Annotated in this window: 12 protein-coding genes; all 12 read right to left on the reverse strand. The window is 41.0% G+C overall.

Annotated elements, in window-relative coordinates; all coding sequences use genetic code 11:
- Positions 1–9: 9 nt before the first annotated feature.
- Complete coding sequence (locus GQR54_RS12825; RefSeq protein WP_007587120.1) at positions 10–495, reverse strand: phosphatidylglycerophosphatase A; 486 nt, start codon at positions 493–495, stop codon at positions 10–12.
- Positions 492–1,466, reverse strand: coding sequence for a thiamine-phosphate kinase (gene thiL / locus GQR54_RS12830; protein ID WP_007587128.1), 975 nt, complete (start codon positions 1,464–1,466; stop codon positions 492–494). Before thiL ends, GQR54_RS12825 begins: the two co-directional genes overlap by 4 nt.
- Before the next feature lie 46 nt (positions 1,467–1,512).
- Positions 1,513–1,923, reverse strand: coding sequence for a transcription antitermination factor NusB (gene nusB, locus GQR54_RS12835; RefSeq protein ID WP_007587129.1), 411 nt, complete (start codon positions 1,921–1,923; stop codon positions 1,513–1,515).
- A gap of 15 nt (positions 1,924–1,938) precedes the next feature.
- Positions 1,939–2,403 (reverse strand): 6,7-dimethyl-8-ribityllumazine synthase, encoded by a 465-nt coding sequence (gene ribE, locus GQR54_RS12840; protein ID WP_007587130.1) that lies wholly within the window; start codon positions 2,401–2,403, stop codon positions 1,939–1,941.
- 100 nt (positions 2,404–2,503) lie between these two features.
- The gene (gene ribBA / locus GQR54_RS12845) at positions 2,504–3,616 is read right to left on the reverse strand and encodes a bifunctional 3,4-dihydroxy-2-butanone-4-phosphate synthase/GTP cyclohydrolase II (RefSeq protein ID WP_166378110.1); all 1,113 of its coding nucleotides are present in this window, start codon (positions 3,614–3,616) and stop codon (positions 2,504–2,506) included.
- 29 nt (positions 3,617–3,645) lie between these two features.
- On the reverse strand, positions 3,646–4,299 hold the full coding sequence (locus GQR54_RS12850) for a riboflavin synthase (protein WP_166378112.1): 654 nt from the start codon (positions 4,297–4,299) through the stop codon (positions 3,646–3,648).
- Between the two features lie 26 nt (positions 4,300–4,325).
- Complete coding sequence (gene ribD / locus GQR54_RS12855; RefSeq protein ID WP_101164010.1) at positions 4,326–5,450, reverse strand: bifunctional diaminohydroxyphosphoribosylaminopyrimidine deaminase/5-amino-6-(5-phosphoribosylamino)uracil reductase RibD; 1,125 nt, start codon at positions 5,448–5,450, stop codon at positions 4,326–4,328.
- Positions 5,451–5,616: 166 nt separating this feature from the next.
- Positions 5,617–6,066: a transcriptional regulator NrdR gene (gene nrdR, locus GQR54_RS12860; protein ID WP_002961761.1), complete on the reverse strand. Its 450-nt coding sequence runs from the start codon at positions 6,064–6,066 to the stop codon at positions 5,617–5,619.
- A 104-nt stretch (positions 6,067–6,170) separates the two neighbouring features.
- Positions 6,171–7,427: a serine hydroxymethyltransferase gene (glyA, locus tag GQR54_RS12865; RefSeq protein ID WP_024593690.1), complete on the reverse strand. Its 1,257-nt coding sequence runs from the start codon at positions 7,425–7,427 to the stop codon at positions 6,171–6,173.
- 269 nt (positions 7,428–7,696) lie between these two features.
- A complete protein-coding gene (thrC, locus tag GQR54_RS12870; protein ID WP_166378114.1) occupies positions 7,697–8,980 on the reverse strand; it encodes a threonine synthase in 1,284 nt (427 codons plus the stop codon).
- A gap of 11 nt (positions 8,981–8,991) precedes the next feature.
- Positions 8,992–9,927, reverse strand: a complete 936-nt coding sequence (thrB, locus tag GQR54_RS12875; RefSeq protein ID WP_166378116.1) for a homoserine kinase — start codon at positions 9,925–9,927, stop codon at positions 8,992–8,994.
- A gap of 9 nt (positions 9,928–9,936) precedes the next feature.
- Positions 9,937–12,354, reverse strand: coding sequence for a bifunctional aspartate kinase/homoserine dehydrogenase I (gene thrA / locus GQR54_RS12880; protein WP_166378117.1), 2,418 nt, complete (start codon positions 12,352–12,354; stop codon positions 9,937–9,939).
- Between the last annotated feature and the right edge of the window lie 74 nt (positions 12,355–12,428).

Below are 12,428 nucleotides of genomic sequence, written 5' to 3' on the forward strand. Positions count from 1 at the left end.
TATAAAAAATTAAAAGGGTAGTAAACCCACTTTTATTAGCGCCTGTAAGCATATAAGCGAAAAAACGCCCGCAAGTATATCATCGGCCATAATACCCAAACCACCATGTACTCGTTTGTCTAGCATACGGATTGGACCAGGTTTTGCTATATCAAAAAAGCGAAATAACAAAAAACCAACGAGTAATGTTTGCCAGCTAAGTGCTGCACCAATCATTGTAATGTAATAACCTGCCACTTCATCCCATACAATAGCAGGATGGTCATGCACGCCTAAATCATCAGCCGTTTTACCGCAGGCCCATATACCAAATATACTGATCACTACGGCAAACACAATTTGCAACCATAGCGGATAATACATAGTCATAAAAATGAATGGCAGTGCAGCAAAAGTGCCAAATGTACCAGGTGCTTTAGGGGCTAACCCAGTACCAAAACCCAAACCAAAAAACTGATGTGGGCGCTTTAAATTAAACTTTCGGTTTTTGTTCAAACCAGCTCCTTTGCAAAATGCTCAAAACCTTGCTGCTTAAAATCAAACTTTTCACCGTTGTGTAAAAGTTCAATTTGACCATCGCCACTTTTAATTTGGCCTATGCATGTTGCATCTACACCATATTGACGCAGTTTTATATCTAGCATACTTTTATTGCTATCAGGTACAGTAAAAATTAATTCGTAATCATCACCGTAACTTAGAATAAATGGCAGCTGCTGATTAAAATCAAGGCTTGCTTGCATTGCATCTGAAGTCGGAATACTTTCAATATTCACAACTGCATTTACTTGCGACATATCAAGTATATGACTTAAATCAGCGATTAAACCATCTGATACATCAATAGCCGATGATGCAAGACCTCGTAATACCTGTCCTGCAGCAACACGCGGTGTTGGAAAGTCAAAGCGCTTATTTAAGTACTTTAAATGCTCTGGCTCAATACTTATACCTTGTTTGCGAGACTCAATTGCAAGTCCAGCGTCACCTAGCGGACCTGTAACATAAATCCAATCACCCACTTTCGCACCACTACGGCGAAGTGCAGTACCTTCTGGTACAGTCCCTTTTGCACAAATAGTGATAGTTAATGGGCCCTGAGTAGTATCGCCACCTATAATTTGCACATTAAAGTATTCTGCAATTTCATGCATGCCTTCAGTAAACTCTTCAATCCACTGTGGGTCAATACTTGGCAAGGTTAACGCAACTGAAACCCATGTTGGCTCAGCGCCCATTGCCGCTAAATCACTTAAATTAACAGCAAGCGCTCTGTGACCTAATGCACGAGGGGAAATATCATCAAAAAAGTGTACGCCAGCAACAAGAGTATCTGTTGTAACGGCAAGTTGGCAGTTTTGTGGAACGGTTACTAAAGCGCAATCATCCCCTATACCTAGGTTTACATCACGACGGGTGATCCCGCGACCTTTAAAGTAGCGGTTAATTAATTCAAATTCCTTCATACACAAAAAAGCCGGCCTATGCCGGCTCCCCTCTTTAACGGTTTACTTACTTGCGTAAATGCTTAACAGCTTTATCAAGTACACCGTTTACAAATTTATGGCTGTCTTCAGCGCCAAATATTTTGGCCAGCTCAATACCTTCGTTGATAGCAACTTTATAAGGTACATCTTCACGGAACTTAAGCTCATAGCTGCTTAAACGTAAAATTGCGCGCTCAACCATATCTAAGTCATTAAACGGACGTGTTAAATGTGGTGATACAGCTTCGTCTAGTTGCTTATAATTTACAGCAACACCCGTCGCTAAATCTTTAAAGTATTCAACATCAATTTTAGTAACGTCTGTTTCGATCAACATTTGTTGTTCGATATCGGCAATTAAATTGCCACTTATTTGCCAAGAATAAACGGCTTGGAGTGCTAAGATACGTGCTTTACGTCTTGCTGCTGGTTTCACAAAAATTCCTTAAACTTAAATTTTATCTAACACATTAACCATTTCAAGCGCGCCTAAAGCAGCTTCGCCGCCTTTATTGCCCATTTTGGTGCCAGCACGCTCAATTGCTTGTTCAATGCTTTCTGTGGTTAATACGCCAAATGCAACCGGGATATCATACTCAAGTGATACTTGCGCAAGACCTTTGTTTGATTCGCCAGCAACTAGGTCAAAGTGTGGTGTACCACCTCTGATCACTACGCCTAATGCGATGATTGCATCATACTCTTTTTTTGCCGCAACGCGTTTAGCCGCTAAAGGTAATTCTACCGCGCCTGGTACATAAATAACGGTAATGTCGTCATCAGATACGCCACCAGTGCGTTTTAGCTCATCAACAGCACCTGCAAGGAGGCTGCTACCGATAAAGTCATTAAAACGAGAAATGACAATGGCAAACTTTTTGCCAGGAGCGTACTTACTACCTTCAATAATTTTCATTTGATAACCCTAAAAATAAGTTCAAGCGGTTGCGATTGCGCAAAAATTGCTACGCATCATACCATAAAAATAAAATAATAGCCTAGTTTAAGCGTGATGCTTATTGTGGCTCAATGTACTCAACAACTTCTAAATGAAAGCCCGAAAGTGCATGGTACTTTTTAGGGCGACTCATTAAGCGCATTTGTTTAATTCCAAGATCGGCAAGTATTTGCGAGCCTACGCCAACAGTACGAGATGTACCTTTGAATTTACGTGGCGTAACGCTTTCGCCAGCATCAGCTGCTGCAAATGCTTTTACAGTTGCCTCTAACTCTTCAGTGCTTTCTTGCTTACCTAAAATAACTAAAGCACCTTCATTTTTAGCAATATAGGCCATTGCTTCAGAAAGGCCCCAGCTTCGGTCAGCACTTCTGTCTGAAAGTAGGATATCGTTAAAAGTGCTTTGCAAATGTACACGTACATTTGTCGGCTCTTGATTTTTTATATCGCCTTTGAGCAATACGTAATGTAATTGGCCGTCAATTGTATCTTTGTAAGTAACTAAATCAAATTCACCATGAACAGTGGGTAACTTACATTTTGCAACTTGCTCAATTGTTGTTTCGTTTAAGTTACGGTATTCGATTAAATCAGCAATGGTGCCAATTTTAATATCGTGCTCTTTCGCAAAAACTTCTAAATCAGGGCGACGTGCCATAGTGCCATCAGCATTAAGTATTTCAACAATAACAGATGATGCTTCAAGCCCAGCTAAACGCGCTAAATCACAGCCAGCTTCAGTGTGTCCTGCACGAGTTAATACGCCACCAGGTTGTGCCATAATAGGAAAAATATGACCAGGCTGAACAATATCACTTGGCACTGCGCCTTTAGCTATCGCCGCTTGCACTGTACGCGCTCTATCTGCTGCTGAAATACCGGTTGTAACACCTTTTGATGCTTCTATCGACATTGTAAAGTTAGTCGAAAATGCAGCACCATTGTTTTTTACCATTAACGGTAAATCAAGTTGCTCGCAACGATCTTGCGTCATGGTTAAACAAATTAAACCACGGCCATGGGTAGCCATAAAATTAATCGCTTGTGCGCTAATATGCTCAGCAGCTATTATTAAATCGCCTTCATTTTCTCTATCTTCATCATCCATTAAAATAACCATTTTACCGGCTTTAATATCGTCGATGATTTCTTGCGCGCTGTGTAAATTCATAAATTTGCTCGTGTAAGTTGTCAGTTTCGTTATTTAATAAAACCCGCTTTAGCGAGTAAGCTCATCGAAATATCAGAGCCCGATGGTTGCTCCGCACCTTTTATAAGGCGCTCTAAATAACGTGCAATTTGATCGACTTCTAAATTAACCTGAGTACCTACTTTAAAGTGAGCAATTGTGGTTTGCTCACTCGTATGTGGGACAATTGTTAATTTGAATTTATTCCCCTCTACAGCGTTTACTGTCAGGCTTATACCATCAATACATACCGAACCTTTGTACGGAATGTATTTCATTAAATTTTCGTCAGTTGTAAGCCAATATTCTGTAGCTCGAGCATTTGCTGTAATGCTTGTAATTGTTGCAATACCATCAACATGGCCAGATACTAAATGACCGCCCAAACGCGAAACCGGTTGCATGGCTTTTTCAAGATTCACCGTTTGCCCTAATGCATAGTGAGCAAAACCGGTTAAACCAATCGTCTCATTAGATAAATCAGCACTAAAACCATCAATATGTTTATCAACTACGGTTAAGCAAACGCCATTGGTTGCAATGCTGTCGCCTAGCTTTACATCTTCCATATCAAGATCAGCACTTTGGATACGAATGGCTAAGTCGCCTTGTTTTTTTTGTAATAAAGCAATTTTGCCTGTGGCTTCTATTATCCCAGTAAACATAGCGCTACTCTTTTTATTAAGTGATTTTAATGAGTTTTTAACGCGGTGATACGTAAATCGTCACCAATGCGCGCACATTCATTAAATGTTAAATCAACGGTGTTTTGCATACTCGTCAATTCAGGAAAATTAACTAAACTTTTTGCATCATGGCCCATTAATTTAGGCGCCAAATAAAAAACAAACTCGTCAACTAAATCAAGCTCTGTCATTTTACCAGCAAGTGTTGCTCCGCTCTCAAGCCAAACATTATTAAACTGCAGTTGCCCAAGCTTTTCTAAAACAGCCTGTAAATCAACTTTGCCGTTACTTTCACTTACTTCAATATGCTTTACAAAATGCGGCCATTGCAGTGATTTATCAACCTTAGTCGTAAATATTATTACATCACTTTGGATTTTAAATAAAGCAAGGTTGGGCGTTAAACGATTCTGTGAATCAATTATAACACGCACGGGCTGGCGAAGCGGTAAATCGGTAGGTAACGTGCAAGGCAACTCGCTTAGTCGCACATTAAGTTTAGCATCGTCTACTAGCACGGTATCGGCACCGGTTAAAATAGCGCAGCTTTGCGCTCGATATAATTGTACGTCTTGTCGAGCAGCAGGACTTGTGATCCACTTACTTTGCCCATTTTTAAGCGCTGTTTTACCATCTATGCTTGCTGCCATTTTACAGGTCACATAAGGTAAGCCTTGTTCCATTCGCTTAAAAAAGCCAACGTTAAGTGCGCGAGCTTGTGATTCAAGTAATCCATAAGCAACTTCAATACCGGCATCGCTCAGTATTTTAAGGCCTTTGCCTGCAACTTGTGGGTTTGTATCAACCATAGCGGCAATTACTTTTACTACGCCCGCCTTTTTTAAGCCTTCAGCACACGGTGGCGTACGCCCATAATGACTACATGGTTCAAGCGTTACATAAGCCGTTGCACCTTGTGCATTATTACCAGCTATTGCCAGTGCATTTACTTCAGCATGGCCTTGACCTGCTAATTGATGAAAACCCTCACCAATTATTTGATTATTTTTAACTAATACACAGCCAACATTAGGGTTAGGCGTGGTAGTAAACCGGCCTTTTTTTGCAAGTTCTATGGCGCGTGCCATATACATTTCATCATGTTCTGTAAAAGGAACTTGGTTAAGCATTTATTATACCAATTGCGTTAAATAAGTGGTCTATTATAGCGCTAAGAAAATAGCGCAATAACAAGGCGAAAATTATGACATATAGTTGTTCTATATGAATAATTTTTAACGCAGTGAGTGCGCTATTTAATGCGATAGAATAATCATGTTTTTAATAAAATTGGTATTACTCCCCTAAGCGGGCAATTTCTTCGCCAAATTCGCGTATATCTTCAAACGAGCGATAAACAGAGGCAAATCTTACGTACGCTACTTTATCGAGTTTTTTGAGGGCTTCCATAATGCATTCACCAACCAAATGGCTTGAAATTTCTCGCTCACCCGTTGCGCGTAGTTGCGATTTTATTATATTCACTACTTCGTCTACTTGCTCGGTGCTCACTGGGCGTTTTTCGAGTGCACGGTTTAAGCCATTTAAAAGTTTATCTTCGTTAAATGGTTCGCGGCTGCCGTCTTGTTTAATAACACGAGGCATAACCAGTTCAGCGCCTTCAAATGTAGTAAAGCGCTCGTGGCAGTCGTTACACTCACGACGCCTGCGAACTTGATGGCCTCCGCCAACAAGGCGTGAGTCAATTACTTTAGTATCTTTTGCGGTACAAAATGGACAATGCATAGCTCGGTACTTCCGTTTTAAAACAAAAAAGACCGCTAAATAGCGGTCTTTTATCTTAGCAAAAATTAGGGCTTATGTGCTCTAAATTACTGCCGCTTATGCAATTAAGCGTAAACAGGTAACTTTGCACAAATTGCTTTTACTTTTTCTTTAACTTGCGCCTGTACAGATTCATCAGTGATGTTATCTAGTACGTCACAAATCCAGCCAGCAAGCTCTTTTGATTCTACTTCAGTAAAACCACGACGAGTAATTGCAGGAGAACCAATACGCAAACCAGATGTTACAAATGGTGAGCGAGGATCGTTAGGCACTGAGTTTTTATTAACTGTGATGTTAGCGTTGCCTAGGGCAGCATCTGCATCTTTACCAGTGATATCTTTATCGATTAAATCAAGTAAAAATAAGTGGTTTTCAGTTTTGTCAGAAACGATTTTGTAGCCGCGCTCTTGCATTACAGCAACCATTGCTTTTGCGTTTTTAACAACTTGTGTTTGGTATACTTTAAACTCTGGTTGAAGTGCTTCTTTAAATGCCACTGCTTTTGCTGCAATAACATGACATAAAGGACCGCCTTGGCCACCAGGGAAAACAGCGCTGTTAAGCTTTTTGTAGATTGCTTCGTCGCCACATGCAGAAATAATCAAACCACCACGAGGGCCTGCAAGTGTTTTATGCGTAGTTGTAGTTACAACGTGTGCATGAGGAACAGGGCTTGGGTAAACGCCTGCCGCAATTAAACCCGCAACGTGAGCCATATCAACAAACAGATAAGCACCGATTTTGTCAGCAATTTCACGGAATTTAGCCCAATCAACAATACCAGAGTACGCTGAGAAACCACCAATAATCATTTTTGGCTTGTGCTCAAGTGCTAGTGCTTCAACTTGTGCGTAATCAATTTCGCCCGTTGCTTCATCTAGTCCGTATTGGATTGCATTGTAAAGCTTACCAGAGAAGCTTACGTGAGAACCGTGAGTTAAGTGACCACCATGAGCTAAGCTCATACCTAATACAGTATCGCCAGCGTCTAATAATGCTAGAAAAACAGCAGCATTAGCTTGCGAACCAGCATGTGGCTGCACGTTAGCGTAGTCAGAACCAAATAATTCGTTAGCACGGTCAATTGCTAATTGCTCAACAACATCTACATGCTCACAACCGCCATAATAACGTTTGCCTGGGTAACCTTCTGCGTATTTGTTTGTAAGCTGTGAACCCTGCGCTTCTAGTACGCGTGGGCTACAGTAGTTTTCTGAAGCGATTAGTTCGATATGCTCTTCTTGGCGAGCAGTTTCTTTGGTTATCGCGTCAAATAACTCTGGATCAAAATCCGAAATATTCATGCTACGTTCTAACATTGGGGTCTCCTAGGGCAACGTGTATGGTGTTTTTTAGAGGCTTTATTGTACGCTTTAAACGACTCTTTGCCTACGCTCTTAAGTTGAGGATATTTAAACAGGGATTGAAACTATTTCACAGCTCTTTTAAGATGATATTTTTTTATAAAGCCATAATAATTTTAAATGAATTATATTTACTACATTTAATTAGTAAATATAACTAAGTGTAATCATCCGTATAAAGTTATAAAAAAAGCGGCTCAAGCCGCTTTTCCTTGTAATTTAACTTAGCCTAATTTAGCGAGTATTTCGGTACGTAACGCGTCGTAATCGGCGTTCATGTCGCTTGCTAGGCATGGTTTTGCTAGTGCATCAGCAAGTGGTTTTGGCATACCTAATTCAATATTTAGAATACCCTCTACGCTTTCTTTAAACTTAGCAGGATGAGCTGTCGCTAAAAAGATACCCGCTGCACCAGGTGCCCGATTTTCAACAAGACCTTGGTAAGCAATAGCAGTATGGGGCTCTGCAACATAGCCCGTTTGTTGAATTTTTTTCATCACGGCTTGCGTGTCTTGCTCGTTTACGCTTGTTGAATAAAAATTATCGTAGCTAAACCAGTTATTATCTAACATTGTTTGTACACGCGGCCAATTGTTTGGCTTACTTACATCCATCGCATTTGAAAGCGACTCAAGCGTTGCGTTTGGCGTCCAGTTTTTATCAAGCATAAAGCGCGGCACAGTATCGTTTTGGTTGGTTGTTGCGCTTAATTTACCTACAGGTAAACCAATAACCGCACCAATCATTGCGGCGCACACATTACCAAAGTTACCACTAGGTACTGATATATGTGCTGTTGCGCGTTTTTCTTTTGGTAGCTGTGCGATGGCTTCAAAGTAGTAACAAACCTGAGCAACTAAACGGCTAATATTAATTGAATTAGCTGAGTTAAGCCCAAGTGTTGATTTAACTTCTTCATCTAAAAAGGCATTTTTAACTAGCTCTTGGCAATCATCAAAGCTGCCCTCAACTGCATAACAATGAATATTATTACCAAGCGTAGTAAATAGCTTTTGCTGAGCAAGTGAAATTTTGCCTTTAGGGTATAAAATAACAACATCGATATTTGGTTTATTGTAAAAAGCATGCGCTACAGCTGCACCGGTATCGCCCGATGTTGCTGTTAAAATAGTTACTTTCTCGTCTTTATTAAACTGCGTTAAACACTCTGCCATAAAGCGACCACCAAAGTCTTTAAACGCAAGTGTAGGACCATGAAACAGTTCTAAACAGTATGTGTTCTCTTCAACTTCCACCAGCTTAACTGGAAAGTTAAATGCATTTTTAACCATTTGTGCCACAGTATCGCTTGGTAACTCATCACCAATTAGGTGAGATAATATTTTGCCGCTGCGTGCAACAAAGTCCATATCAAGCAATGCATCAACATCGGACAGTGGGGCTAGTGATTCTGGAAAAAATACACCTTGGTTACGACCCAAACCTGTTTTTACGGCTTCAACGAACGACACTTTTTGTGAGCTATCTTTTAAATTATGTAATTGCATGACTACCTATCCTATAAAACTGTTAATTGACGCGTGCCGTCGTTATCTAATTTACAAATGTGGCAAAAGCCTTGCTCGTTAATGTAATTGGTTTCTAACCACTGCGCGCATTGCTGTGCAGCTTCAAGTGTTTTACATACGCTAAACAAGGTGGGTCCGGCGCCCGAGATACTGACTATTTCAGCGCCCAGCGCTGGCAAGCTTGCTTTGGCTTCACTAAAGCCTTTTATAAGCGGTGCGCGGTAAGGTTCTGCTATTTCATCTTTCATTATGCTTAGCGCATCGTCAAAACGATTAGTTAACAGCAAGCTACTAAATGCCGACAAACGCTGAGCAAACTCAACACTTGCATGCATGCTCAACTCTTTTGGTAAAACAGAACGCGCTTTTGCAGTATTAAGCGAAAAACCAGGAAACGCAGCAACGTAGTACCAGTTTTCATCAACAGGCAGTGCAATCGATTTATCAGGAATTAAATCACCTGTTAACTGCAAGCCACCTAAATAACATGGCGTGATGTTGTCGTAATGACGACCCCCGCTTACTACACCTTCAAAGTCAGCCATCAGTTCAATAAGCTCAACCTGACTTAAATTAGTTTTTGCAAACTTATCAAGGGCAGTAAAAGTAGCCACGACCGAACACGCACTAGAGCCAAGTCCAGATCCAATTGGTAAGTTCTTTTTAAGCTCGAGCTTTACGCTTGGCATATTAGGCGCAACATGCGCTCTAAAATGCACTAAGCACTGATACGCTAAATTATCATTAGCATCACTTGGTAACTTATGAGCGTATTCGCCAGTGCAAATAAACTCATCGCTTAGCGCTGCGCTTACAACTGCAACATCGCCTAATAAACTGCCATCAATTGGCGCAAGCGCTGCGCCAAGTGCATCAAAGCCCACTGCAAAATTACCAATAGACGCCGGAGCATATACTTCAATCATAACGAGCTCCTAGCGCGATAACGTTTTTAAAATATCAGCAAATACACCCGCGGCTGTTACTTCCGAGCCGGCGCCATAACCACGAATTACAAACGGACGTGGCTGGTAATATTGGCTTAAAATAGCCAGTGCGTTTTCGCCATCACGAATGACACTAAGCGCATGCTTTGCATCTACCGCTTCAATACCTACTTTACAGTGGCCTTCTTTAATTGTGCCTACATAGCGAAGTACTCTGCCTTCGCTCGCAGCGCTTTTGATACGGTCGTTAAAATCAGCATCTAAGCTTGGTAGTTTTGCCATAAACTCATCAACGCTATCACCTTGTGCAAAACCTTGTGGCAATACAGACTCAACTTCAATATCGCTTAGCTCTAATTTCATACCGGCTTCGCGAGCAATGATCAACAACTTACGTGCTACATCGGTACCCGATAAATCATCACGAGGATCTGGCTCAGTAAAGCCACTTTCTTTGGCTTTAATAGTTGCCTCAGAAAGTGATAAACCATCTTGAAGTGCGCCAAACATATACGAAAGTGAACCTGATAAAATACCGCTAAACTCTAATAACTCATCACCGGCACCAAATAATGACTGTAAGTTGTCGATTACAGGTAAGCCTGCACCAACGTTTGTTTCGTATAAAAATTTACGATTATTCTTTTGCGTTGCTGCAATTAAATCTTGGTAATACGTGTATGTGCTTGTTGTTGCTTTTTTATTGGCAGCAACCACATGAAAACCTGCATTTAAAAAGTCTACATACTGCGCAGCAAGTGCATCCGACGACGTACAATCAACAAGCACAGGGTTTACCAAATGATTTTGCTTAACAAATTGCTCTACTAGTGTTAAATCAAACGCTTGCTCAGATGAGGCTAGTTTTTGCTGCCAATCACTAAAAGCAATGCCTTCACTATCTAGGTGTAATTGACGAGAGTTAGCAACACCATACAAGTTGAGTTTAATATTACGTTTTTCAAGCCACGCTTGCTGGCGTTCAAGCTGGTTAATAAGCTCTTGCCCTACTAAGCCACAACCTAGTAAAAACACATCAATTGACGGCACATGCGTGAAAAAGTTTTCATGGCATATTTTTACGGCGTCGTTACAAAGTTCGCCATCAATCACGGCTGAAATAGCGCTTTCTGTAGAATCCTGTGCAATTGCCACAATATTTACTTGAGCTTGTGCAAGCGATGCAAAAAACTTAGCTGCTAAGCCACGGTGCGCGCGCATGTTATCGCCCACTAAAGTAACAATGGCTAAATTGCGCTGCACTTGTACAGGCTCAATAAGCCCTGCTTGTAGTTCAAGCTCAAATGCAGTTTGTAGCGCATCAAGTGCAAGTGCTAGGTCTGTTTCGTGTACACAAAAGCTAATGCTGAATTCGCATGATGACTGCGTGATCAATACAATTGATACATTATCGTGAGCAAGCGCGTTAAATACCTTAGACGCCATGCCTACTTTACCTTTCATACCAGGCCCTGAGACAGTTAGCATTGCAAGGTCTTGTAGGCTCGAAAGCGCTTTTACTGGCTCATCTGATGAATAATCGTTACCAATTAATGAGCCTTGTGCGTCTGGGTTATGCGTATTTTTAATTTCGCACGGCACGCCTGCTTTAGCACACGGTAAAATTGTTTTAGGGTGAAGTACTTTTGCACCAAAGTAAGAAAGCTCCATCGCTTCTTTATAAGATAAAAAATCTACTTTAGTCGCTTTTTTAATATAACGAGGATCAGCACTGTATACACCATCAACGTCTGTCCAAATTTGGCAAATTTCAGCTTCTAAACATGCTGCTGCAATTGCTGCTGAGTAGTCTGAGCCATTACGGCCAAGCGTTGTAAGCTCACCTTTATCATTACTCGCTGTAAAACCAGGCATGATATAAATAGTTGCAGGGCTTTCTTTGAGCACAGCTTGAAAGCGCGCTTTACTTGTTACTAAATCAGCCTCGGCGTCAATATAACCGCCAGTTGAAGCTATACAGCTTGTTGCTTCTAAGTATCTTGCATCGTGCGAGTTCAATAAAGCCTGCATTAAAGAAACGCTAACGCGCTCTCCAAAGCTAATCACAAATGCGCGAACCTGATCAGGGCAACATTGTATAAGTGACACGCCATCTAGTTTATTTTTAAGTTCCCTTAAGTTTGGCCAACTTGTAACTACTACACCACTTTTTTCAACGTCAGCTTTCAAACCTTCACAGCGGCTAACTAATGTTTGCCATTGCTGCGAAAAATCTAAGCCTTGTTCTGCAGCACTTGCAAGTGCGACTAGCGAATCGGTCATTCCACCGGGAGCAGAAAGTACCAAAAGCATTTCATCTTTTAATTGTACTTTAACTAGCTGAGCTACCTGTTGTAAGCATGCATAGTCGGCAAGCGAAGACCCACCAAATTTTAAAACTCGCATTGTTTATGTTCCTCATCCCATAAAACGAAAAAAGGCCTGTGTTCTAAGTGAACACAGGCCTTTAAATTTGTTGC

It is taken from the genome of Pseudoalteromonas sp. Z9A4, from assembly GCF_011378845.1.
GTDB lineage: Bacteria > Pseudomonadota > Gammaproteobacteria > Enterobacterales > Alteromonadaceae > Pseudoalteromonas > Pseudoalteromonas arctica.

Coding starts and splice junctions, on each gene's coding strand:
- thiL (WP_007587128.1), bottom strand. CDS start 1,466: ATGAAGGAATTTGAATTAATTAACCGCTACTTTAAAGGTCGCGGGATC.
- ribE (WP_007587130.1), bottom strand. CDS start 2,403: ATGAAAATTATTGAAGGTAGTAAGTACGCTCCTGGCAAAAAGTTTGCC.
- ribBA (WP_166378110.1), bottom strand. CDS start 3,616: ATGAATTTACACAGCGCGCAAGAAATCATCGACGATATTAAAGCCGGT.
- GQR54_RS12850 (WP_166378112.1), bottom strand. CDS start 4,299: ATGTTTACTGGGATAATAGAAGCCACAGGCAAAATTGCTTTATTACAA.
- ribD (WP_101164010.1), bottom strand. CDS start 5,450: ATGCTTAACCAAGTTCCTTTTACAGAACATGATGAAATGTATATGGCA.
- nrdR (WP_002961761.1), bottom strand. CDS start 6,066: ATGCATTGTCCATTTTGTACCGCAAAAGATACTAAAGTAATTGACTCA.
- glyA (WP_024593690.1), bottom strand. CDS start 7,427: ATGTTAGAACGTAGCATGAATATTTCGGATTTTGATCCAGAGTTATTT.
- thrC (WP_166378114.1), bottom strand. CDS start 8,980: ATGCAATTACATAATTTAAAAGATAGCTCACAAAAAGTGTCGTTCGTT.
- thrB (WP_166378116.1), bottom strand. CDS start 9,927: ATGATTGAAGTATATGCTCCGGCGTCTATTGGTAATTTTGCAGTGGGC.
- thrA (WP_166378117.1), bottom strand. CDS start 12,354: ATGCGAGTTTTAAAATTTGGTGGGTCTTCGCTTGCCGACTATGCATGC.